This is a genomic window from Agrobacterium salinitolerans (assembly GCF_027498475.1).
GTDB classification, from domain to species: domain Bacteria; phylum Pseudomonadota; class Alphaproteobacteria; order Rhizobiales; family Rhizobiaceae; genus Agrobacterium; species Agrobacterium salinitolerans.
This window is the reverse complement of the sequence record NZ_JAPZLN010000005.1, coordinates 195530-218627: the sequence shown is the minus strand read 5'-3', so window position 1 is coordinate 218627 and position 23098 is coordinate 195530. Positions and strand designations below refer to the sequence as shown.

Below are 23098 nucleotides of genomic sequence, written 5' to 3'. Positions count from 1 at the left end.
TGTCTCGAGCATCTGCAACATCTTGATTTTATTCGACGTGATTAGATCCTCGGCACAAGGCCGAGGATGGCACTGGAAAAGGATTACGCCTTGACCGGCGTCTCCGGCACCGGCGTCAGCACCTTGCGGTCCCTGAACCAGCCGAGAATATTGTCGGCCACCAGATCGGCCATGGCGTTGCGGGTGGGAACCGAGGCGGAGGCGACATGCGGCAGCAGGGAGACATTCGGCAGCGACAGGAAAGCTTCCGGCACCTTCGGCTCGGCATAGAACACGTCGAGACCGGCAGCCCCCAAAGCGCCACTTTTAAGCGCCTCAAGCAGTGCGTCCTCATCGACGCTGGAACCGCGGCCTACATTGATGAACACGCCCTCAGGCCCGAGCGCGGTCAGCACGTCGGCATTGATCGCCTTGTGTGTCTCTGGTGTGCCCGGCACGATACAGATCAGCGTATCGACGGTCTCTGCCATTTCCTTCAGCGAGCCATAATAGGTGTAGGAGAGTTCGTCGCGCTTGCTGCGGGTGTGATAGCCGATCTCCACCTTGAAGGGTTCAAGCCGCTTGGCGATTTCCTGGCCGATGCGGCCCATGCCGAACAGGCCGACCTTGCGGCCGCGCAGCGAAAACGGCGACAGTGCGAACGGGCCTTCGCCAACCCATTTGCCATCCCGCAGCCAGGTCTCGGCCTGATAAAGACGGCGCACGGTGTTAATCAACAGCGCAATCGTCGTATCGGCCACTTCGTCATTCAGCACATCAGGCGTATTCGTCACCACGACGCCACGGGTGGCGGCGTGTTTGGCGTCGACACCATCATAACCCACGCCGAAATTGGCGATGATCTCGAGCTTCGGCAGCGCATCGATCCACTTTGCGTTGACGACGCCGGAAACGGCTATGGCATTGATGCGCTCCGCCGCACCCTCAGGCAGAACCGGCTCGGCGCCGGCAGGCACGGTCACGATCTCGACCTTGCCTTCAAGGCGTTCGAGAACGCGTGGGTTTATCTTGCCGGGGACGAGAACGACGGCCTTTTTGTCAGACATGAGCGGATATTCCTCCAGATAACATTCCGATATCAGGAGTGGTCGTCAAGCGAACCGCTTGCCATCCCACTCCTCATGGCGGCGATCTTTTCAAACAACGACCGCCGTGAAAAGGCCAATAAGGGGATGTTGTGGGGGCAGAGGGAGGTTTCATGCCGATTTTTTGCCGGCGCCTCGCACCGTCGTGCCGGGCTGTTTCATCGCTGCAGGGTGTGACTTTCTAAAAAGAGCACACATCACGGCATTGAGCGCGATGGATACAGCTTTTCGCAACGTCACCCTTGGGCTTGTCCAAGGGTCTAACCATGCCAACAAAATCAATAGGTTGCGGATCCTCGGGACAGGCCCGAGGATTGACCTCGGCGCGGCTGGCGTCGCCAAGACCACTTCCTGACGTAGGGTCAAGCTCACACCCGCGGCCGCACCGGCCCAGTCGATTGCCGGATGCGCATTTCCGGTTTGATGAGGTGAATACCATCAGGTTCATGGCTGCCCGCCAGCCTGTCCAGCAGCGCGCGGGCCGCCAAGCGCCCCACCTCGGCCTGGCCGTTGGAAACGGTGGTCAGCGCCGGGGTGGCGATGGCAGCTTCCTCCAGATCGTCGTAGCCCGTTACCGAAATATCGACACCCGGCACCAGACCGGCGCGGGAAATGCCGTTCATGAGACCGATGGCGACGAGATCGTTCCAGCACACGGCGGCGGTCGGCTTCTGCGGCAGCGAGAGGAAATGCACCGCCGCCTCGAAGCCGCCCTGTTTGGAGCGCGGGCCGGGAATGCGCAGGTTCGGATCGACCTCGATGCCCGCCTTGCGCAGCGCATTGACATAACCCTGATAACGGTCACGCCCCGTCGAGGTCTGGTCGGTACCGCCAACCATGGCGATGGTGCGGTGGCCGAGGCTGATGAGGTGGTTGGTGGCGAGCGAAATGCCGTAGCTGTCATCGCCGCGATAGGTTGGCATGTCAACGCCGTCCATGGAGCGGGCCACCAGAATGGCGGGCATGCCGTTTTCTTCGGCGAGCGTCATATCCTCGACCGGCGTGCCGATCGCCGGAGACATGATGATGCCGTCAGAGCCGAGCTGCAGCAGCGTTTCAATGAAGGTGCGCTGTTTTTCCACCGAATCGTAGTGGTTGGACAGGATGAACGTCTGTCGGCTGCGGTCCAGCTCGCTTTCAATGGCTTTCAGGATTTCGCCATAGAAGGGGTTCATCACATCGTGGAACACCACGCCGACAATACCGGAGCGGGAGGTGCGCAGGCTGGCGGCGCGGCGGTTATAGATATAACCCAGCGCCCGCGCCTGTTCCTTGATCTTTTCCCGCGTATCGGCGGCGACCAGCGGGCTATCGCGCAATGCAAGAGAAATGGTGGCGGTCGAAAGTCCGAGGCTTTCGGCAATCGTGGACAATTTGACCTTTTGGGCCACGGCATTCCTCCCCAAACGCACGTCGATGACGGATAGCCCCGTTTAAATTGCAATTAAACAATTTAAACAAAATCCGCAACCCGTTTAAGGAATACCCACAAAACAGATGGTTCTTTTAAAAATTTCAGCAAAAATTATTGAAGATTGGCGTCTATCGCCTTCAAGAGTTTAACGATGTTACGCACATCCTTGGCCGAAAGCCCCTCGACGGCTCTTGCGCCGCAATTGGCGATGGAAACATTGATGTGTTCAACGCTTTTCAGACCCGCTTCCGTCAGCTTCACCAGCGTCACACGGCCATCCTCGTCGTCACCGCTGCGCTCCACGAAGCCCTGGGCTTCCATGCGGCCGATCGTGCGCGTCATGGTGGGCGCCTTGACGCCGAGTTTCTGGGCGATCTGCCCGGGTGTCAGGCTGCCTTCCTGCGCCAGCGCCAGGATAACGCCGTCCTGTCCGGCATAAAGGCCGCTTTCGGCAAGACTGTGGCTCAGCGCCGTGCGCATGGAGCGGGCGGCCTGAGTGATGGATTGCGCCAGTTCCTCGGGGTTGAAATTCTCATCCCTTTTTTTGGCGTCCTTGGCCTTCTTGCCGCCCTTTTCCTTCTTGGCGGTTTTGTCCTTGTTCCCGGATTTGTCCTTGCTCATATGCGAGTGCCTTTTACCCTGTGGCGGAACCGATATATGTTGCTGGAAATCCTTATCGAATGCACGCGCGGACTGCCAGATGCCAAACTCATACACGCATTATCACGACGAAAACGTAACAGAGCCTCATCTTCGCGCAACAGGAGCAATCTCCGTCCTGCCGCTCGGTGCGCACGAGCAGCATGGTCCGCACCTGCCCTTCGAGACCGATACGCTGATTGCCGAAGGCATCGTCTCCCGCCTCGCCGCCGTTTTGCCGGCCCATCTGCCGGTCTCGTTCCTGCCGGTCGAGCCGGTCGGTTATTCCATCGAACACATGGACGTGCCGGGCACGAAGACACTGCGTTACGATGAAGCCATCGAGCGCTGGCTCGGCATCGCCGAGGCGGAATATAAAAAGGGCGTGCGCAAATTCGTGATGCTGAACGCTCATGGCGGCAATTCACCGCTGATGACCGTCGTCGCCACCGAGGCCCGCGTCCGTTTCGGCATGCTGGCGGTCGCCACAAGCTGGACCCGTTTCGGCGTGCCTGCCGATATCGTGAAGCCGCAGGACAAGGCAATCGACATTCATGGCGGCGATATAGAGACATCCGTCATGCTGGCGCTTCACCCCGAACGGGTGGCGATGCAAAAGGCCAAAAACTTTCCCTCCCGGCAGAGCGATTTCGCCAGCCGCTTCAAACACCTGCGCGCCTATGGCCCGCATGCCTTCGGCTGGCTGATGAGCGATCTGAACCCCGACGGCGTGGCCGGAAACGCCACCGCCGCCACCGCAGAAAAGGGCGAAAGGCTGATGTCCCATGCGGTCAACGGCCTTGTCGAACTGCTTGAAGATGTCCACGCTTTCGACATAACGTTATTTCATAACAAAATTGAGTGACCTGGCCGAATTCGGCCAAAATCTCTTTGAACTGCCCGAGCGTCGCGCCTATATGGACGACGACACATCTTCCTGAGGCTTGATAGCCTCTCTCCACGCGGGGTTTTTCATGACCGAAACAGCTATAGCCAAGCCCATTCCAGTCACCGTCCTGACGGGATATCTCGGCGCCGGCAAGACGACGCTTCTCAACCGCATTCTCTCCGAGAACCACGGCAAGAAATACGCTGTCATCGTCAATGAATTCGGCGAGATCGGCATCGACAACGATCTGATCGTCGAATCCGACGAGGAAATCTACGAAATGAACAATGGTTGCGTGTGCTGCACGGTGCGCGGAGACCTTATCCGCGTCGTGGAAGGCCTGATGCGCCGTCCGGGCCGTTTCGACGGTATCATCGTCGAGACCACAGGTCTTGCCGATCCCGTTCCCGTCGCCCAGACCTTCTTCATGGATGACGACGTGCGCGCCAAGACTGAGCTAGATGCTGTCGTTGCCCTCGTTGACGCCAAGCATCTGCCGCTGCGCCTGAAGGACAGCCGCGAGGCCGAAGACCAGATCGCCTTTGCCGACGTCGTTGTCGTCAACAAGACCGATCTCGTTTCGCCGGAGGAAGTCGCCCGCATCGAAGATATCGTGCGCGCCATCAATCCTTCCGCCCGTATCTACAAGACCACCCGTTCCGGCGTCGATCTCGCCCGGGTTCTCGATCAGGGCGCCTTCAACCTGGAACGCGCGCTGGAAAACGACCCGCATTTCCTCGAGCACGGCCATGACGACCACGTTTGCGGCCCCGATTGCGATCATCATCATCACGACCACGGCCATGATCACCATCATCATGACCACGATCACGATCATGACCATGCGCACGACCATGGCCACGATCACCACCATGGCGCGGTCTCCCCGATCCATGACGTGACGGTACAGTCGGTTTCGCTGCGCGGCGGCGAGATGAACCCCGAGCGGTTCTTCCCGTGGATCCAGAAAGTCACCCAGACAGACGGCCCGAACATCCTGCGCCTCAAGGGCATCATCGCCTTCAAGGGCGATGCGGAACGTTACGTGGTGCAGGGCGTGCACATGATCATCGAGGGCGATCACCAGCGCCCGTGGAAGGAAGACGAAAAGCGCGAAAGCCGCCTCGTCTTCATCGGCCGCGAACTGGACCGCGAGAAGCTGGAAAAGAGTTTTAACGCCTGCCTCGCGACGGCCTGAGGTTTTCAAGGGAAGGCACCGAGACGCTCATGCTCGGTGCCTCCCCACGCGCGACGTCATCCTCGGGCTTGACCCGAGGACCCATTGCCGCCAGCATGTGGATGGCCGGGTCAAGCCCGACCATGACGCAACGGGTTGAAACCGCACCAACGGGTCTTCCCGACCTTTGTCAGCGACCGAAATCCACCAAACAAAAAACACTGATACGAAAGACCGATGCCCCATGCCGACTGTTGCCCCGCTTGATATCGAAGGCCACGTGGTCTCGACCCATTTTCTCGGCGACATTCCCCTGTTTGCCACCGCCGCCGGCACCATTCACCGGCTGGATGGCGGCGAGAAGGTGACCGAGGCGCATGACGGTCTTTTGACCTGCATTCGTGACCCCTATAGCGCCACGCTGCTTTCCGGCGGCGAAGACGGGCGCGTGCTGCGCATCGGCCATGATGGCAGCATCAGCGAGATCGCCAATGTACCGCGCAAATGGGTGGGCGTCGTTGCCGGCGGCCCGCAGAAGGCGGTCGCTTATGGCGTCGGCAAATCCAGCTTCGTGCGGCTGTCGGACGGCACGGTCAAGGAATTCAAGGAAGAACGCACGGTGGAGGCAATCGCCTTTGCCCCCAAGGGCCTGCGCATCGCGGTGGCGCGTTATAACGGCGTGACACTGCACTGGGTGGGAACATCGGGCGATCCCGTCGATCTGGAATGGAAGGGTGCGCATACCGGCGTCACCTTCTCGCCCGATGGCAAGTTCCTTGTGACCACCATGCAGGAAAACGCCCTGCACGGCTGGAAGATGGAAGCCACCAAGGGCGGCATGGAAGCCCGCCACATGCGCATGACGGGTTATCCCGCCAAGGTCAAATCCGTGTCATGGTCGGCAAAGGGCAAGTGGCTCGCCTCATCGGGCGCCCCCGCCGCAATCGTCTGGCCCTTCTCCGGCAAGGATGGCCCGATGGGCAAGGCCCCGGAAGAACTCGGTAGCCGCGCCAATATCATGGCCACCAATGTCGCCTTCCATCCGGTGGAAGATGTACTCGCCATCGGCTTCATCGACGGCATGATCCTCGGCGTGCGCCTCGCCGACGGCAAGGAAGCCCTGCTGCGCCGCCCCGGCAAGGGCGCTATTACGTCCATGGACTGGAGCGCTACCGGCAAACTGCTCGCCTTTGCGTCCGAAGCGGGCGATTGCGGGATCATCGATATTTCGGCTTGAGGGATGGCGTAATGGGTTGCTCCGCACTTTCGCCGGAACGCCCTATTCCGCCACCTGCCGCCGCGTCAGAAACAGCAGCAGCAGCGCCGCACCCGCCCCGACTGAAGCAAGGCGAATAGAGGTGCCGAAGCTGGCATATTGCGATACGAACCCCATTAGCGGCACCGCAAACAGCGCGGCGAGAAAAATCGAATTCATATAGAGCGCCGTCGCCCGGGCCGTGCGTCCGCGGGCAAAGCCCTGCACGAAGGTGAGGCAGGTGCCGGCAAAAAGGCCGTAATAGGCGCCCTCCATCGCAGCGCCCAGCAGCATTGCGGGCAGGGTCGTGACGGAAGCGATGATGTTGAAGGCGATTATCGCCGTTATCGCCGCGCCGCTCAGCAGCAGCCGTGCGCTGATCAGGCGCATGATGCGCGGCGCAAGAAGAATGAGCAGGACTTCCATGGCGCATTTGACGCTGAGCGAAAGGCCCGGCGCATAGTCCGGCAAGCCCACCTCACGCACCAGAAACACCGGCAGGGCCGAGGCGCAAAGAGCGTGGGCGAAAGACATGCAGAAACTCGCTGCCGCCGCCATCAATAACGGCAAGTTGCGCCCCGTATCGACCCCGCCTTCATCTCGCCGCTCCATCGGGCAGGTCTGGCCACGCGGCACGATTGTAAACGCAAGCGCTCCCCAGGTGGCCGCCATCAGCATCGCGTTCACGAAGACGGCCTTTGCACCGGCGAGATCGACAATCAGAAAGGCGGCAGCCGGCAACAACATCCATGCCAGCGATACCATCATCCTGAGGAAAGCATTATAAGAGATGGTATCGAGCGCCTCGATCCGGCCATGATAACGGCCGTAACTGAAGACAAGTGTGGTGGCCGCGTTGGAAAGCCCCATGCCTGTCGCCGTGACCGCCACCAGCAGCGCCAGATGTCCGAAGCTCGCCGCCGCCGCCGCCACGAAAGCCCCGGCGACGGAAAGCAGCAGCAACGGCCTCACCCGCACACCGGCATCCACCCGCTCGCCATAGATACGGCTGGCGATGATGGAGGCAAGCGCTGCCGTCACGCTGTAAAGGCCGAGCGTTGCCGGCGGATGGCCAAGCACCTGGATGATGTAGAAACCGATAAACGGCACAATGGCAGCATTGGTGCTGCCGGCGATGAAAACCAGCAGCGCGATCATATAGGCCTGACGATCGAAAGCGCCCGGCAAAGTGCTTTTCTGTGGCATGGGAATCGAGTGAAGGCTGGGAGGCGGCACGGGATGACGGCGACCACCATCACACCAAAATGCTCTGTGGTTCAAGCCCGTCCGAAAGAACGAATGCGGTTTCGCTTCTCGAAGAAAACAAGTCGTCTTCCCCATCCGGTACACCGGCTCGGTTTCAATGTTGTGAAGAAACCGGACAAAAAAGAGGGCCGCGAGGCCCTCTTCCAGTCATGCGATGCGCCGTTTGTTCTTGCCGGAAACGCCATGCGTCAAACACACGCAACTCGAGGATCGTTGCCGGCTTATATGCTGCGCGCATCGTCTGCGTCGAAAATCCCTGATGATTTTCGAGCTGTTCCTTTGGAGCGGGATGGGGAAAAGCCCGATGGTTTCGCCATCCCGTTCCACGGTTCAGTTAGTGCCGGCGCTTTTTGCCGCCGCCGTTCTTGTTGTCGATGACATCGACGGACGTCTTGTTGCCGTTCAGCACACCGTTCAGAATGCCGGTCTTGTTGCCATTCAGAATCCCGTTATTGGACAGGATGCCGTTGACACCGAGATCGATGCTGGGCGAGACGACGACAAGGGCGCCGCCCTTGTTGCTGTTGCCGGACAGGATGCCTCCCAGAAGACCGCCCGCATTGGCCTGACCAACGGAAGCGACAGTAAGAATAGCGGCTACACAAGCGAACTTTGCAATCATTTCTCTCTCCTCTTTTGTTTGATCACGCCATCTGGCGTAACTGAACTGTATATTTAGAGGATTCTAATTCAAGCATATGCTAATATTACAATGAAAAATTAACTTTAATACTGGTGATTTTAATAGAATTTTACACATCATCTTTTCGAGCCCACCATCTCTACTTCGGCATAGACGCCATGAATTTCGGCTCCGAACGTAAAATGGTGCGGGAGACTTTATTAACCATCCAAATATAAGATATTGCTTAATTAGCGACCGGAGATGCGAATGCGGCTGGGGGGATATATCGCGCTTGTTCTCGGGCTTGCCTGCGCCTGCGGCGCGCAGGCGCAGCAAAAGGCCGAGGAGCACAATGTCACCTATAAATCCGGCATTGCTTATGACAGCAATTATTTCGCCGACACCAACCGGCTGAGCGCGATATCGCTGCGCACCGGCTTCGGGCTCAATGGCAAGATAACGCTGGAGGGGGCGGAGCTGCGTTATTCGCTCGAGCAGGAAGAGGTTCGCCTACCCCGCTATCGTTTCGCCAATGAACATAACACCATCGCTACACTGGGTCTGACGAAGCGCTTTTCCGACAAGCTGGAATGGGCTGTTGAGCTGCGCGGTACCCGCAGCGATGCCGGCGATATTTTCCTGCATCTGCCGGAAGAAGACATTGGTTACCGACAGCTGGATCACAAGCTGGAAGCGTCTTCCCAGCTCGGCATCCTCGCCCTTGGCGGCAAGAACACGCTGACGGCAAGCATCGCCAGCCTGATGAAAGGCAAGGCGCGGTTCCGCCCGGCCTATTTCCTGCCCACCCGACTGGAAGCCAACGAGGCGCTTTTATCGCTGAAGGCCGAACATGCACGATCGCTCGGCGGTGGCGAGGCGGGGCTGACGCTTGTTTACGACCGTATCGCCGTGCCTGAGGGGCAGCAGGAAAAATATGAACGTTTCCCGGCCCAAACGCTGCGCGGCTCTCTGGCCTATGGTTACAGGTTCTCCGACCGTTTCGCGGTTCTGGCCGAAGCGGGTTTCACATCCATTTCCGGCGATGAGATCAGCGACAAGGTAAAGCACACCCGCCCCTATCTGCGGGCCGAGGCCGAGGTGAAGGCCACCGATCGCATCGCCTTCGGCGTCGGCTTTTCGCAGGACTATGCGCTTTTCGATCCGGATGATCCGATTGCGGAATTCCATCGCCGCTTTCAATTCGTCATGAAAAGCAGGCTCACCGAAAAGGTGGGGCTCGATCTTGCGCTGCATCGCGTCCACAAGGACTGGATCTATTATAATTACGATACCAGCGAGCGCAGGCTGGTCGCAACGCTGTCCTTCGATACCGGCAAGAACAGCAAGCTGGAGCTGGAGTTCAACCGCCTGCTGCATGGCGAACGCGACACCGATCTTGCCTATAGCGGCTCCAGCATCACCTCGCGCTTCAGCGGCACCTTTTGAAATTCCTTGGCGGCCCGCGCGAAGGATCAAACCCATCAGGTCGAAATTCGGTCCCAATTTCTGCTAGAGTCGGGCCTTCAAGATTCGAAGGCAGGACAGACCGGATAATGAACAGACGCATTTTGCTCCTCGCGGTCGGCCTCGCCTGCGTTCCAGTCGCGGCGGTTGCGCATCCGCATATCTTTGCCGAAGCCCGCATGGAAATCGTTGAGGGGCCGAACGGCACCGTTCAGGAAGTGCGCAACATCTGGCGTTTCGACGAGATGTTTTCCGCAAGCGTGGTGATGGATTACGACAAGAACAGCGATCTGAAGCTCGACAAGGACGAGCTGGCGGAAATCGGCAATACGGTCAAGGAATCGCTTGCCGAATATTCCTACTACACCTTCATCACCGCCAATGGAAAACCGGTGGAGTTTGGGAAGCCCGACGCCATTCACGTGGACTACAAGGACAACCAGATCCTGATGTTCTTCTCCGTGAAGCCGACCAAACCGCTCGCAGTCAAGGGCAAGCTCTCCTTCGGCGCCTGGGATCCGACCATGTACACGGCGATCGATTTCGCAAAGGACGGCGATATCGCGACCGAGGGCAAGGACCTGAATGCCTGCAAGCATCATGTCGTCCGACCCGATCCGGACGAGGTGATCTCGCAAAACCAGAGTTCGCTGACCGATGCCTTCTTCAACGATCCGACCGGAACCGACATGACCAAACTCTTCGCCACCCGGCTGGAGATATCATGCTGAGCCGCAGGGCAAGCCTCGTCGCTGTCGCCATCGGCCTCGTTGCCGTGGCCGGTGCGGCCCATGCGCAGTCGCCGCTCGGCATCGGTTCGGCCGAGCCTTCCTTTTCCGTTGGCGGGCCCTTCGCACCGCTGATGCAATGGATCAACGTGCACCAGCAGATGTTCTACCGTGCGCTGACCGGCGCGTTGAAGGCCATGCGCGAGGATGGCTGGGCGCTCAGCTCGCTGATCGGCCTCTCCTTTGCTTATGGCGTTTTTCATGCCGCCGGCCCCGGCCACGGCAAGGCGGTCATTTCGTCCTACATGATCGCCAATGAAACGCAGTTGAAACGCGGCATTCTCATTTCTTTCGTTTCGGCGCTCATTCAGGGTTTGATGGCCATCGGCCTTGTCGGTGCCGCGTGGCTGGTGCTGCGTGGCACCTCCATCACCATGACGAAGGCCACGCAGGCGATGGAAATCGCCAGCTTCGCCATGGTGGCGCTGTTCGGCGCCTGGCTGCTTGTGCGAAAGCTCTGGTCGCTGCGCATCCGGCGCGAACCCGTTCCCGTTTTCGCCACGGCAGGTGAAACCGCCATGCCGCGAACGACCGGCATGGGCACGGGCCTGCGCTTCCAGGGTAAGCCGGTTTTCGCAGATCATGAGCATAATGGCGCGGGCGACCTGTGCACCGCCTGCGGCAAATCCCACGCGCCCGACCCGATGTTGCTGAAGGGCAAGAACTTCAGCCTGCACGAGGCGTGGTCCGCCATTATCGCAGTCGGGCTCAGACCCTGCTCGGGCGCGATCATCGTCATGAGCTTTGCACTTCTGAACGGGCTTTATCTCGGCGGCGTGCTCTCCGTGCTCGCCATGTCGCTCGGCACGGCCATTACGGTATCGGCTCTCGCCATCATGGCCGTCTCGGCAAAGGGCCTCGCCGTGCGTTTCGCCGGCCCCGGCAGCCGCAGGGCGGCCGGCATCAGCCATGCGATAGAGATCGCCGGTGCGCTGTTCGTGCTGATCATGGGACTGCTGCTGCTCGGTGCGTCGCTTCAGCTCTAACCGTCACGGCGGCGCTGGTAACGGGCGCGCAGCCAAAATAGCAGGAAGAAACACAGCACAGCCACCGAACCGAAGGCAGCGGCGAGCCAGGGCGAATAATCGCCCAGCCACAGCATGATCTTCGGCATGACGAAGAAGACCAGCCCGAAACCGACGATGATGAGGGCGGCGGCGAGGGCCGGAGACCAATCCTTCTTACCGTGGCTCGGCTTTTCAGGCGCCTGGTTTTCAGGCAATGGCATCGGCAAACTCCGCACGGATATCCTCAAGCTTGCGTTTCTGCGCGCCATCGGCCGCGAAATTCTCCGGCGAAAGCCAGGCTTCGAAGGCCTTGCCGATCAGCGGCCATTCGCCGTCGATCATGGAAAACCACGCCGTATCGCGGTTCCGGCCCTTCGAGACCATATGCTGGCGGAAAACGCCCTCGAAGGTGAAGCCATAACGCTTCGCCGTTATCTTGGAGGGCTCGTTTTCATTGTGGCATTTCCACTCGTAACGGCGATACCCCAGATCCTCGAAAACATGTTTCGCCATCAGGTAATGCGCCTCGGTGGAAAGAGGCGAGCGTTTCATCTTCGCGCCATGGGCGACGGAGCCGACCTCGACCACCCCGTTGGCGGGATCGGGCCGCATATAGCTCGCCATGCCGACGATATCGCCGGTGGCGTTTTCAACGAAGACCAGCGTGACCCAGTTAAGCTTCTGCCCTGCGCCGACAAGCCAGTCGCCGAAAGCGCTGGCATCGGGAAAGGCGCTTTGCGGGAAATATTTGAGCAGCGCATTCACGCCCTCGCCGCCAAGGGCGGTCCAGAGTTTTTCCAGATGCTTTTCGCGGTCGAACGGCTCGGCGGTCACATAACGACCCTTCAACACCACCGGCTGCGGCGGCGGACATCCCTTGAAATCACTCAGATCGCGCATTCTCTTCCCCATTTGCTGGGAGAAGGATTAGGGCAAGCGGGGCGGGATGACAACAGGGGATGTGGGGCGGGATGCGGTGGTCTAGGGTGGGTGCTTACTACCCTTAGCGGGTGTGGCTCACCCCCCTCTGCCCTGCCGGGCATCTCCCCCTCAAGGGGGGAGATCGGCAAGACACTCTTTTGCCACTTCCTTCTCAAAAGTTGAGATGGGCGGAACCTAGCCGCAAGTCGATCTCCCCCCTTGAGGGGGAGATGCCCGGCAGGGCAGAGGGGGGTGAACCCCAAACTCCGACTTACACCTTCGCCGCCACCACCGTCGCCTCGATATGATCCACCAGCGCATCCGGCAGCCCAAGCCGCCCGGCAAGAAGATCGAGATAGCCCCGCTCCGCTCGCGTATCGGCCTCGATGGCCAGCCGCGAGGCGGTGTAAAGCTCCACTTTCTGCTCTTCCGTGCGGGCGGCTGCCACCAGCGCGTCGATGTCGAGAGGATCGGCCAGTTCCTTTTCGAGGAACCGCTCGGCTTCGCTATCGAGGCCGGAGACCTGCACCTTGTCCATGATATTGGCGCGCTCCTTCTCATCGATATGACCGTCAGCCTTGGCGGCGGCGATCATCGCCTGGATGAGCTTCAGCGCAAAATCATTGGAAAGGGCGGGAGATTGCGGATGGAAGGCGGAATCGGCGGGCGGTGCGAGCAGCTCCGGCTCGGGTTTCGGCGCGACTTCAGGCGCCTGGCCGGACTTGTAATTCTTGTAGGCAAGGTACCCGAGACCGGCGATGGCGGCCACGCCGCCGATGGTGGCGACATTGCCGGCAAGCTTGCGGCCGGTCTTGGTGCCCAGAATGGCGGCGGCGAGCGCACCGGCTTTCAGGGGATTGTTCCTGGCGATATCGGCGGCCTGCCCGGCTCTGTCACGGACGCTTCCCGAAAGGCCCGGCACCTGCGAGCCGAGGAATTGTTCAAGAAGCTTCTTGGCGTCGAACATCAAAATCTCCTGTAGAGGTCAAATCTACAGGGGAGATAGGGAGCCGTGGCCCGAATACAAATGTCAAACCCGCTCACGCCTTCGTGAACGGGTTTGACCGATTGCAAATCAGGCGCGCAATGCGGCGGCTTCGGCCGCAAGCCTGGTGATACCCGCCCAGTCGCCGGTCGCCACCAGCTCGCGCGGGGCGACCCAGGAACCGCCGACGCAAACCACGTTCGGCAGGGAAAGGTAATCATTGGCGTTCTTGAGCGACACGCTGCCCGTCGGGCAGAAGACGGTGCCGGCGAGCGGCGAGGACAGCGCCTTGAGATAGGGTGCGCCGCCGGCCTGTTCGGCGGGGAAGAACTTCAGCACCTTGTAACCCTCGTCACGCAGCGCCATGACTTCACTGGCGGTGGCAGCACCCGGAAGCAGCGGCACCTTTGAACCGCGTGCGGCTTCCAGCACGCTTTTGTTGATGCCGGGGCTGACGATGAAGGTGGAGCCGGCTTCCGCCGCCGCTTCGAAATCCCGGGCGTTGAGAATGGTGCCGGCGCCGACATTGGCGCCTTCGACTTCCGCCGCAACCGCGCGGATGGCGTCCAGCGCCGCCGGCGTGCGCATGGTGATCTCAATCGCCTTCAGGCCGCCCGCGACCAAAGCGCGCGCAAGCGGCACGGCGGAAGCGGCATCATCCACGATCAGCACCGGCACGACCGGCTGGAGCTTGAGGATGGAGAGCAGTTTTTCGGAGTCCTGGGCCAAGATGAGCCTCCCTTGCGCAATTGAAACGATTGAAATTCCGTCTACCGATTAGCCTGCCTCGGCATTTATGTCGAGGCGCGCCAGCCGCATTTTTATCCAGATACTTCAATCAATTCGCTTCATCACACTATCATATTGCGATACTCTAGCGCCCCAGTTCGCGGAGACAGCATGGCCAAGGAAATCGAACGGAAGTTTCTTGTTGCAGGCGGTGAATGGCGCAATGAGGTCACGCATAGCATGGCTTTCCGGCAGGCATATGTCGCCTCGATGGAAAACCGCTCGGTCCGGGTCAGGATCGTCGATGAGCGCGATGCGACCCTGACCATTAAGATCGGCGCAAGCGCGCTTGTCCGCGACGAATATGAATATTCCATACCCCTCAAGGACGCCGAAGAGCTGATGGCAAGCGCGCCGGGCGTGGTCATCGAAAAAACCCGCCACACCGTCGATCATGGCGGCTTCACCTGGGAAGTGGATGTTTTCGAAGGGAAATATCACGGGCTGGTGGTGGCGGAAGTGGAAATGAACGACGAAAATGCCGACCCCGATCTGCCGTCCTGGCTGGGTCGGGAAGTCACCGGAGACAAGCGCTTCTCCAACCAGTCACTCGCCATGGACTGTCCCAGCGGAGACCTGTCGGATGCCCTTCAGAATTGACCCGAAAAAGCCCTTCGACGATGAAATCCGCCGGGCCGGGCTGGAGCTGATCGACGATACAGTCACAATCCTTCGCGACCAGCCGTCCGGATCGCACGAGGCCGTGCACGACGCCCGCAAGCGGTTCAAGCGGTTGCGCGCCCTCTATCGCCTTATCCGCAAGGCGGCGCCGGATTTCGGCCGCGGGGAAAACGCCCGTATTCGCGATATCGCCCGCTCCCTCGCCTTTGCGCGGGACGCAACGGCACTTGTGGAGACGGCGGAATATCTCGAGGCCTTCGCCCGTTCCGATGCGCAGGGAGAAGCGCTGCGGTCGATCACCGCGATGCTGCGCGCGCGCCGCGACGACGCCATAGAACACGAGGCCGGTCTCGATGAGGCCATTGCCGCCGCCATTACCGGCTGCGGGGAAGCGCGCAGGGCGCTTGAGACCCTGTCGTTGCCGGATGCGTTGAAGGACACGGCGCGGCTGCTAAAAAGCGCCTGGGCGAAACAGAGAAAAAGGGCGCGCAAGGCGCTCGCCGATTGCCACGCGCAGGCCGACGTCGAGCATTTCCATGAATTGCGCAAGTCCGGGCAGGCCTATTGGATGCATCTTGGCCTGATGCGCCGGCTCTGGCCTTCCGCCATGCGCGCCAAGCGCGCCGATACCAAGCGGCTGGTGGATATTCTCGGCCACGAGCACGATCTATCGGTTCTCGCCGCCGTCGCCGACCGCGAGCCGGACCGTTTCGGCAATGGCGAGCGGCTGGCCCTGCTGCTCGATGCCATTATCGAAAGGCAGCAGGCGCTGCGTGCCGAAGCACTTGCGCTGGCGAACGAGGTGTTTTCCGAATCCGCTCGAACCGAAAGCCGCATCGTCGGCCTGTTGTGGCGGCAGGCGGCGAAATAGGTGGGATGACGAAAGAAAGGTCTTGCGGTCGCGCCAAGGCCGGTTTTGTAGCACGAACCTCTTCGCCTTTTGCGCCCTTCCGTCAGATATTTGACGATTTGCAAAATACACGGAACCGCCGATAAATATTGCTTTGCGACCGCCGTCCCTGTATTTCAGCGCCCATGACCGACACGACCATTCTCCCCCGCCCGGAAGTCTCTGGTGATTTCCTTGTGGCCGCGCTTTATCATTTCGCCCGCCTGCCGCGGTTCGAGAGCCTGCGCGAGCCGTTGTACGCACTCTGCCAGGAAAACGGGGTCAAGGGCACGCTGCTGCTGGCCGCCGAAGGCATCAACGGCACCATTGCCGGGCCGGATGCGGGCATTCACGCCGTGCTCTCCTTCCTGCGCGCCCAGCCGGAATTTACCGCGCTGGAGCACAAGGAAAGCCGTGCCTCGCACATGCCTTTCGTGCGCCTGAAGGTGAAGCTCAAGAAAGAGATCGTCACCATGGGCGTGCCGGATATCGACCCGAACCGCATCGTCGGCACCTATGTCGAGGCGCGCGACTGGAACGAGCTGATCTCCGATCCGGATACAATCGTCATTGACACCCGCAACGATTACGAGACGGCCATCGGCGTCTTCAAGGGTGCAGTCGATCCGCAGACGAAAACCTTCCGCGAATTTCCCGACTGGGTGAAGAACAATCCCGGCCTGCACAACAAGCCGAAGATCGCCATGTATTGCACCGGCGGCATTCGCTGCGAAAAGGCCACCGCCTTCATGAAGGAACAGGGTTTCGACGAGGTCTATCACCTCAAGGGCGGCATCCTGAAATATCTGGAAGAGGTCCCGAAAGAAGAGAGCCTGTGGGAAGGCGCCTGTTTCGTGTTCGATGAGCGCGTCTCCGTGGTGCACGGCCTTGCCGAAGGCGACCACCAACTCTGCCACGCCTGCCGCAACCCGATTACACCGGAAGTGCGCCTGTCTCCTAAATTCGAGGAAGGCGTGTCCTGCCCGAGCTGTTACGACGAGCGCAGCGAAGAGGACCGCCAACGGTTTCGCGACCGGCAGCAGCAGATCGAACTGGCAAAGAAGCGCGGCGAGCGGCATCTGGGGCGGTAATACCGGCCGGCTATCGGACTGCATTTGCATTTGGATCGAGCGGGTGCCGCATCTTTCTTCTCCCCGCCGGGGAGAAGAAACAGGCCGCGGCGGCGGCAATCCACTGTGACATTCACGCCCCTGCCCGCAACGCAAAAAGCGGCGCGTCCTGCCCGTCCAGCAGGGCAGTGATCTCTTCCGCCGCGACCGGTTTCGAGAACAGGTAACCCTGCAATTCATCGCAGCCGCACAGATGCAGGATGGCCGCCTGCTCTTCCGTTTCCACGCCTTCGGCCGTCACCGGAATATCGAGCGATTTCGCCAGCGCCACGGTGGCCTGCAGCATTTCCAGCGACCGGCCGCCCTTATCGAGCGCGATGATCAGCGAACGGTCGATCTTCATGCGGTCGAAACCGAAACGGCGCAGATACCCGACGCTGGCGAAACCGGCGCCGAAATCGTCGAGCGCTATGTGCAGGCCAAGCTGTTTCAGCTTGTCGATGGCCGCACTCGCCCGTTCCGGATGCTGGATGAAATAACCTTCCGTCATTTCCAGCCGCAGCCTTTCAGGCGGCGTCTGCGTCATCTCGAGAATATCCGCCACATAGCCGGAGAAGGCCGGGTTGCGGAATTGCACGGGTGAGATATTCACCGAGAGCTTGATGGACGGCCATTGCTGGGCCGTCTCGCAGGCCTTGTGCAGGACGAGAAGGCCTAGCCGGTCGATTAGGCCGCTGGTTTCGGCAGCCGCAATGAAGATATCCGGCGGCACAAAGCCATATCCCGGCCGCTGCCAGCGGGCCAGCGCCTCCACCCCGGTAATACATCGTGTGGCGGCGCTGACGACCGGCTGATAAACCACCTGTATCTCATCGTTCACGATGGCGGAGCGAAGATCGGCTTCGAGTTGCAGCTTTTCCTCGCGCAATTCATCCATCTTCAGTTCATAGGACACGTAACGCCCGCGTCCGTTTTCCTTGGCCTGATACATGGCCATATCGGCGCGCCGCAGGAGCTCCTCGCCACTGATGTCGCCGGCGCGGGAAACAGAAGTGCCGATGCTGCAACCGATGCTCGCCACCCTCTCACCGATGCTGAAAGGCTCGGTAAAGAGTTCCAGCAGCGCCAGACAGAGCTTGCGGCCTTCGGCCCATACGTCATTGCCCCGAATGGCGATAGCAAATTCGTCACCGCCGAGCCGCGCCAGAACAGCGCCTTCCGGCGCCAGCACCCGGAGCGCTGCTGCCACGCCCTTGATCAGCCGGTCGCCGGCGGCGTGGCCGTAGGAATCGTTGATTTCCTTGAAACCGTCGAGATCGAGATAGAGCAGCTTGATATCCGTCTTGTCATGGCGGCCTCTTTCGACCATGCGGTTCAGTCTGGCGAAGAGCCCGGCGCGGTTGCTGAGCCCGCTCAGACGGTCGCGCAGCGCCTCCTCCCGCGCGGCCGCCTCATCCGCCTTCAGGCGGTCGAGCGTGGCCGAACCGATGATGAGCAGCACCAGAAAAAACGTGCCGGCGATACCGAGCGCGGTGAAGACCACCGGCCGCGCCTCATGAAAGCTGACGTCTCCCGGCAGGTGCGAGCGCCAGACAAGCCGGGCCAGCACCTCCCCCATCGGATTGACGATATCCACATGGTTGGCCGCAGGCGTGTCGCCATATTGCAGCTCGAGACCATCGATGACGTAATTGCGGGCAAGCTTGTCAACCGTCGCCTGCTTGAGATGGCGGGCAAAAACTAGGTAACGCCGCTCCTCACCGACCGGCGGCAGTGCGCCGGATTTCATCCGCACGAGCGCGACACCCGCGGCGGCGATACCATCGGCGGTTTTGGCAAAACCGGTCACCTGCGAAGTGATGCCCGGGCGCATGGACCGCACGCGCTCGATCATTTCCCTGAGGCCGCCGGCAAAATAGGCCTCCGGCTTCCACTTTACAGGCTTGCCGTCCTGATAGGCCATGCGGACGTTGCCATCCTCATCGATGACCACGGCCGTATCGAAGAGATCGTTATTGACCGTCATCTCGCCATAATTGCTTGCCACCCAGTCAAAACGATCAGGGGCATAAACATATTCGGCAGCGTCGTCCCAGGCGGCGTAGTCGTTCAGGGTCGCGCCAAGCTGTTCTCGAAAAGTGACAAGGGCGCCCGCCGTCGTCTCGCGCGAACGCGCGTTGTCGAGCAGGTTCGCCTTTTCGCGGACCTGGCTCAAGGCGGACAAAACCAGCGCGGTGACGATGACAAGCACCAGGGCGAAGGTGGACAAGACCACGCCCACGGCGGTTCTGCGCCCGACCGGCAAATAGTCCCCAATGTTGCGCGGCGCAATCCGCATAAAATCCCCTTCGAAAGCATCATCTTCCGCAGGAAACATTCAGAAGCCGTTAAGCCGCCTTGTGGCCTTACCCCAAAAAACCACGGGTATAAAACGATAGCCTGACAAAGGTCCTGAAAAATTCTTCCCGAAAACGCCTGGGGTTTTTCAGAAAAGGCGGATGCGCCCGCCTTCAAAACAAAAAAACCTCCCCCGCGAGCGGGAGAGGTCGTTATTTTCGCCATATGGCGGTCTCTTACCAGGACGGGATGACCGTGCCGTTGTACTTTTCCAGAATGAAGGCCTTCACTTCCGGGCTCTGGTAGGATTCAACCAGCGTCTTTACCCACGGCTTGTCCTTGTCCTGCGTACGAACGGCAATGACGTTCGCGTAAGGGGATTTTTCGCTTTCGATGGCGATGGCGTCCTTCTTCGGGTTGAGGCCGGCAGCCGTCGCATAGTTGGTGTTGATGACAGACGCGTCAGTGTCGTCAAGCGAGCGCGGCAGCTGGGCGGCGTCGAGTTCGACGATCTGGATGTTCTTCGGGTTTTCGGTGATGTCGGCAGGTGTCACTTTGAGGCCGGCCTCTTCCTTGACCTTGATCACGCCCTTGGAAGCGAGAACCAGCAGCGCGCGGCCACCATTGGTCGGGTCGTTCGGAATGCCGACGGTTGCGCCGTCCTTCAGCTCGTCAAGGTTCTTCACCTTCTTCGAATAAACACCCATCGGGGTGGTGATGGTGGTGCCGACGCTGACGAGATCGAACTTGCGGTCAGCGATCTGGTTGTCGAGATAAGGCTGGTGCTGGAAGGAGTTGGCCTGCAGCTCGCCATCGGCCAGCGCCTGGTTCGGCACGACATAGTCGGAGAACTCGACGATATCGATATCAAGACCCTTGGCGGCCGCGATCTTCTTCACCTGCTCCATGATCTGCGCATGCTCGGCAGGGGTGACGCCGATCTTGATGGTCTCGGCCAGCGCCTGACCGGCGGTGAAGAGAGCGGCGAGCGAAGCCGCGAGAATGAGTTTCTTCATGGGTGTCTCCTTGGGTTGTTATTATAAAGGCAGTTAATTCTTGCGGGTCCGCTTGTCGAAGCTGCGGGCCAGCCTGTCGCCCGCGCTCTGCACCAGCTGCACCAGCACGATGAGCACCAGAACCACGGCCAGCATCACATCCGGCATGAAGCGCTGGTAACCGTAACGGATGCCGAGATCGCCCAACCCGCCGCCGCCGACCGCGCCGACCATGGCCGAATAACCGATGAGGCTGACCAGCGTGAGCGTGAGCGCCAGCGTGATGCCGGGCTTCGCCTCCGCCAGCAGAACTTTCGTGACGATCTGCAACGGCGTGGCGCCCATGGCGCGGGCAGCCTCGATCAGCCCCTTGTCCACTTCGCGGATCGCCGCTTCCACCAGCCTTGCGATGAAGGGAACGGTGGCGACCGTCAGCGGCACGATCGCCGCGCTGGTGCCGATGGAGGTGCCGGCGACGAGGCGGGTGAAGGGAATGATCGCCACCACCAGAATGATGAAGGGCGTAGAGCGCGCGGCGTTCACAACGAGGCCGAGAATGCGGTTGGTCATCGGCGCGGAAAACAGCTCGCCCTTGCCGCTGGTGGCAAGGAAAACGCCCATGGGCACGCCGATCAGCGAGCCGACGATACCGGCAACGGCGACCATGTGAAGGGTTTGCAGCAGGCCCTTCAGCAGAAGGTTGAAGATCATATCAGGCGACATAACCGAGCACCTCCGTGTGAAGACCGGTCTCAGCATAAAAGCGATTGGCGCGGGCGGTGACATCCGCAGACGCCGGATAGGAGACGACCAGCGAGCCGAAGGGCTGGCCGGAGATTTCCTCGATTGTGCCGGCAAGGATGTTCACGTCCGGGCCGATTTCAGCGACGAGACGAGCCGTCAGCGGCTGGAAGGCCGTCTCGCCGAAAAACACGAGACGCACCAGGACACGGTCGCCTTCCGCCGCCTGCGGTTTCAGGCCCGAAGTGACCCAATGCGGCAGCTTCACACCAACAGAGGATGACAGCAGGCTGCGGGTCGTCTCGTGTTTCGGCGCAGTGAAGATATCGAACGTCGTGCCTTCCTCAACGATCAGCCCCCTGTCGATGACGGCCACCTGCGAGGCGATGGTCTTCACCACTTCCATCTCATGGGTGATGAGCAGCACGGTCAGGCCCAGTTCGGCATTGATGCGCTTCAACAATTCGAGAATGGATTGCGTCGTTTCCGGATCGAGCGCCGATGTCGCCTCGTCGGAAAGGAGCAGCTTCGGCTGGGTGGCGAGCGCACGGGCAATGCCGACACGCTGCTTCTGGCCGCCGGAGAGTTCCGCCGGATAACGCTTCGCCTTGTCGGAAAGGCCGACGAGATCGAGCAGCGGCGCAACGCGGCTTTCGATCTCCTTTTTGCCCATGCCTGATATTTCGAGCGGCAGAGCCACATTGTCGAAAGCGGTGCGCGACGACAAAAGATTGAAGTGCTGGAAGATCATGCCGACGGAACGGCGCAGCGTGCGCAGGCTCTTTTCATCGAGCGCCGCGACATCGACGCCGTCGACGACCACACGGCCGGTCGAGGGCTTTTCAAGGCCGTTGGCGAGGCGGATGAGCGTGGACTTGCCGGCGCCGGAGCGGCCAATGATGCCGGTGATGGAGCCTTTCGGCACGGCGTAGTCGATACCGGCAAGGGCTGCGAAGCCGGGCTTGCCGCCCGTGCCGCCAAAGGTCTTGGTCACGCCTTCAAACGTGACCATAGGCTCCTTTACCGACCCTTCAGGGACCGCCTGTTCTTGGCGTGCGGGGGATGCCGCACTGGATGGAAAACTCATTGTAAACTCTGGGAATGCGTGACGGATCGGGTCTCAAAAAATCCTGTTGCGGTGCTGAACCGCTCTCTTCATGCAGCCTTCGGGCACATTCGATGACAGCTGATTTTCCGGGTCATTTCGTCAGGCTTTCACTCAGAAATGCCGGGTATCGGCAATTCGATGGCGCATACTTGCCCGCACACGCCACCTTTTAACAGGGATGTTTTTTCAATTATCTGAAAAGAGAGAAAAAATCTACCGCAAAGCCGCCACGGCGGCCCTGCGGCAGTCAAGATTTCGCGACGATATGAGAATCAGACGCGGCTGACGAATTCTTTCGCCGGACGGCGCACCTTCTTCAGGTTCACCAGCCAGTCGCCTTCCGGCTGGCGATAGCCAAGCGGCAGGATGGTGACCGAGCGCAGGCCCTTCTCGCGCAGGCCGAGGATTTCATCGAGCTTTGCCGGATCGAAACCTTCCATCGGGGTGGAATCCACGCCCTCGAAAGCGGCCTGCGCCACGGCCATGCCGAAGCCGATATAGGCCTGACGGGCGGCGTGCTCAAAATTCACCTGCTGATCGCGCTGCGGATAGGTGGAAAGCAACATCTGGCGATAGGCTTCCCAGCCTTCATTCTTGATGCCGCGTTCCTCGTTGACAAGATCGAACATGTGGTTGATCCGCTCTTCGGTGTAATTGTCCCACGCCGCAAAGACCAAAAGATGCGAGCCTTCGGTCACCTGCGCCTGGTTCCAGGCGATCTCCTGAATTTTTGCACGGACTTCAGGATCGGTGACGACGATGACTTCAAAGGGCTGAAGACCGCTGGAGGTGGGGGCAAGCCGCGCCGCCTCGACAATGCGCTCGACCTTGTCTTCGGACACCGTCTTGGAAGGGTCCATTTTCTTGGTGGCGTAACGCCAGTTGAGTTTTTCGATAAGCATGTTCGTTTTCCCTGGGAGGACCAACCCGCCCTGCCCCTTGACGGCAGAATGGGCGCTACGCTTCGTAGCCCGTCTGACATAGGGGGCGGCACAGCGGGCGCAAGCAGGCACCACGGGGTAACCGACAAAAA

At 60.3% G+C, this 23098-nt stretch carries 24 protein-coding genes; 10 read left to right on the top strand and 14 right to left on the bottom strand.

Translation table 11 applies throughout. The features are described 5' to 3' along the window. Nucleotides 1-83: 83 nt before the first annotated feature. The 3 genes from O9X91_RS18690 to O9X91_RS18680 all read right to left on the bottom strand — a co-directional run bounded on the left by O9X91_RS18690 (nt 84) and on the right by O9X91_RS18680 (nt 3120). Complete coding sequence (locus O9X91_RS18690; protein ID WP_142913138.1) at nt 84-1046, bottom strand: 2-hydroxyacid dehydrogenase; 963 nt, start codon at nt 1044-1046, stop codon at nt 84-86. 407 nt (nt 1047-1453) lie between these two features. Continuing rightward, nucleotides 1454-2476, bottom strand: coding sequence for a LacI family DNA-binding transcriptional regulator (locus O9X91_RS18685; protein ID WP_142913140.1), 1023 nt, complete (start codon nt 2474-2476; stop codon nt 1454-1456). A gap of 134 nt (nt 2477-2610) precedes the next feature. Then, nucleotides 2611-3120: a MarR family winged helix-turn-helix transcriptional regulator gene (locus O9X91_RS18680; protein WP_142913142.1), complete on the bottom strand. Its 510-nt coding sequence runs from the start codon at nt 3118-3120 to the stop codon at nt 2611-2613. A 79-nt stretch (nt 3121-3199) separates the two neighbouring features. Here O9X91_RS18680 and O9X91_RS18675 point away from each other — a divergent pair, with 79 nt between their 5' ends. From O9X91_RS18675 to O9X91_RS18665, 3 genes are all read left to right on the top strand, one after another. Continuing rightward, nucleotides 3200-4003: a creatininase family protein gene (locus tag O9X91_RS18675; RefSeq protein WP_142913144.1), complete on the top strand. Its 804-nt coding sequence runs from the start codon at nt 3200-3202 to the stop codon at nt 4001-4003. Nucleotides 4004-4112: 109 nt separating this feature from the next. Continuing rightward, nucleotides 4113-5225, top strand: a complete 1113-nt coding sequence (locus tag O9X91_RS18670) for a CobW family GTP-binding protein (RefSeq protein WP_142913146.1) — start codon at nt 4113-4115, stop codon at nt 5223-5225. Nucleotides 5226-5448: 223 nt separating this feature from the next. Further along, the gene (locus O9X91_RS18665; RefSeq protein ID WP_142913148.1) at nt 5449-6441 is read left to right on the top strand and encodes a WD40 repeat domain-containing protein; all 993 of its coding nucleotides are present in this window, start codon (nt 5449-5451) and stop codon (nt 6439-6441) included. Nucleotides 6442-6483: 42 nt separating this feature from the next. Here O9X91_RS18665 and O9X91_RS18660 read toward each other — a convergent pair whose 3' ends face one another. After that, complete coding sequence (locus O9X91_RS18660; RefSeq protein WP_142913150.1) at nt 6484-7665, bottom strand: MFS transporter; 1182 nt, start codon at nt 7663-7665, stop codon at nt 6484-6486. Nucleotides 7666-7698: 33 nt separating this feature from the next. Between O9X91_RS18660 and O9X91_RS18655 the strand changes: the two genes are divergently transcribed. After that, a complete protein-coding gene (locus O9X91_RS18655; RefSeq protein WP_269833807.1) occupies nt 7699-8103 on the top strand; it encodes a hypothetical protein in 405 nt (134 codons plus the stop codon). Here the strand turns inward: O9X91_RS18655 and O9X91_RS18650 are convergent. Further along, a complete protein-coding gene (locus O9X91_RS18650; protein WP_077984058.1) occupies nt 8060-8347 on the bottom strand; it encodes a hypothetical protein in 288 nt (95 codons plus the stop codon). The genes O9X91_RS18655 and O9X91_RS18650 overlap by 44 nt on opposite strands. Nucleotides 8348-8617: 270 nt before the next feature. Between O9X91_RS18650 and O9X91_RS18645 the strand changes: the two genes are divergently transcribed. The 3 genes from O9X91_RS18645 (at nt 8618) to O9X91_RS18635 (ending at nt 11588) form a co-directional block, all read left to right on the top strand. Further along, nucleotides 8618-9796: a hypothetical protein gene (locus tag O9X91_RS18645; RefSeq protein WP_137411967.1), complete on the top strand. Its 1179-nt coding sequence runs from the start codon at nt 8618-8620 to the stop codon at nt 9794-9796. Nucleotides 9797-9903: 107 nt separating this feature from the next. Beyond that, the gene (locus O9X91_RS18640) at nt 9904-10545 is read left to right on the top strand and encodes a DUF1007 family protein (RefSeq protein WP_165691265.1); all 642 of its coding nucleotides are present in this window, start codon (nt 9904-9906) and stop codon (nt 10543-10545) included. After that, nucleotides 10539-11588: a nickel/cobalt transporter gene (locus tag O9X91_RS18635; protein ID WP_077984061.1), complete on the top strand. Its 1050-nt coding sequence runs from the start codon at nt 10539-10541 to the stop codon at nt 11586-11588. Before O9X91_RS18640 ends, O9X91_RS18635 begins: the two co-directional genes overlap by 7 nt. Here the strand turns inward: O9X91_RS18635 and O9X91_RS18630 are convergent. From O9X91_RS18630 to O9X91_RS18615, 4 genes are all read right to left on the bottom strand, one after another. Beyond that, the gene (locus O9X91_RS18630; protein ID WP_269833805.1) at nt 11585-11830 is read right to left on the bottom strand and encodes a hypothetical protein; all 246 of its coding nucleotides are present in this window, start codon (nt 11828-11830) and stop codon (nt 11585-11587) included. The two genes, O9X91_RS18635 and O9X91_RS18630, sit on opposite strands and share 4 nt — an antisense overlap. After that, a complete protein-coding gene (locus tag O9X91_RS18625; protein WP_269833804.1) occupies nt 11817-12509 on the bottom strand; it encodes a GNAT family N-acetyltransferase in 693 nt (230 codons plus the stop codon). Before O9X91_RS18625 ends, O9X91_RS18630 begins: the two co-directional genes overlap by 14 nt. Nucleotides 12510-12801: 292 nt before the next feature. Beyond that, nucleotides 12802-13497, bottom strand: coding sequence for a tellurite resistance TerB family protein (locus tag O9X91_RS18620; protein WP_077984064.1), 696 nt, complete (start codon nt 13495-13497; stop codon nt 12802-12804). Between the two features lie 108 nt (nt 13498-13605). After that, nucleotides 13606-14244 (bottom strand): 2-dehydro-3-deoxy-phosphogluconate aldolase, encoded by a 639-nt coding sequence (locus O9X91_RS18615; protein WP_080819086.1) that lies wholly within the window; start codon nt 14242-14244, stop codon nt 13606-13608. 171 nt (nt 14245-14415) lie between these two features. On the opposite strand from O9X91_RS18615, the gene O9X91_RS18610 reads away from it, so the two are divergent. From O9X91_RS18610 to trhO, 3 genes are all read left to right on the top strand, one after another. Next, entirely contained in the window at nt 14416-14904 is a 489-nt protein-coding gene (locus O9X91_RS18610) for a CYTH domain-containing protein (RefSeq protein ID WP_077984066.1), read from the top strand. Further along, nucleotides 14888-15796 (top strand): CHAD domain-containing protein, encoded by a 909-nt coding sequence (locus tag O9X91_RS18605; protein WP_269833803.1) that lies wholly within the window; start codon nt 14888-14890, stop codon nt 15794-15796. Before O9X91_RS18610 ends, O9X91_RS18605 begins: the two co-directional genes overlap by 17 nt. Nucleotides 15797-15960: 164 nt before the next feature. Next, nucleotides 15961-16905, top strand: a complete 945-nt coding sequence (gene trhO / locus O9X91_RS18600; RefSeq protein ID WP_173991517.1) for an oxygen-dependent tRNA uridine(34) hydroxylase TrhO — start codon at nt 15961-15963, stop codon at nt 16903-16905. A gap of 112 nt (nt 16906-17017) precedes the next feature. Here trhO and O9X91_RS18595 read toward each other — a convergent pair whose 3' ends face one another. The 5 genes from O9X91_RS18595 to O9X91_RS18575 all read right to left on the bottom strand — a co-directional run bounded on the left by O9X91_RS18595 (nt 17018) and on the right by O9X91_RS18575 (nt 22967). Beyond that, nucleotides 17018-19261, bottom strand: a complete 2244-nt coding sequence (locus O9X91_RS18595) for a bifunctional diguanylate cyclase/phosphodiesterase (protein WP_269833802.1) — start codon at nt 19259-19261, stop codon at nt 17018-17020. A 196-nt stretch (nt 19262-19457) separates the two neighbouring features. After that, entirely contained in the window at nt 19458-20237 is a 780-nt protein-coding gene (locus tag O9X91_RS18590; RefSeq protein WP_077984069.1) for a MetQ/NlpA family ABC transporter substrate-binding protein, read from the bottom strand. A 33-nt stretch (nt 20238-20270) separates the two neighbouring features. Next, a complete protein-coding gene (locus O9X91_RS18585; RefSeq protein ID WP_077984070.1) occupies nt 20271-20939 on the bottom strand; it encodes a methionine ABC transporter permease in 669 nt (222 codons plus the stop codon). After that, nucleotides 20929-21969: a methionine ABC transporter ATP-binding protein gene (locus O9X91_RS18580; protein WP_077984071.1), complete on the bottom strand. Its 1041-nt coding sequence runs from the start codon at nt 21967-21969 to the stop codon at nt 20929-20931. The genes O9X91_RS18585 and O9X91_RS18580 overlap by 11 nt, the downstream gene beginning before the upstream one ends. Nucleotides 21970-22337: 368 nt before the next feature. Then, on the bottom strand, nt 22338-22967 hold the full coding sequence (locus O9X91_RS18575; protein ID WP_269833801.1) for an NAD(P)H-dependent oxidoreductase: 630 nt from the start codon (nt 22965-22967) through the stop codon (nt 22338-22340). Between the last annotated feature and the right edge of the window lie 131 nt (nt 22968-23098).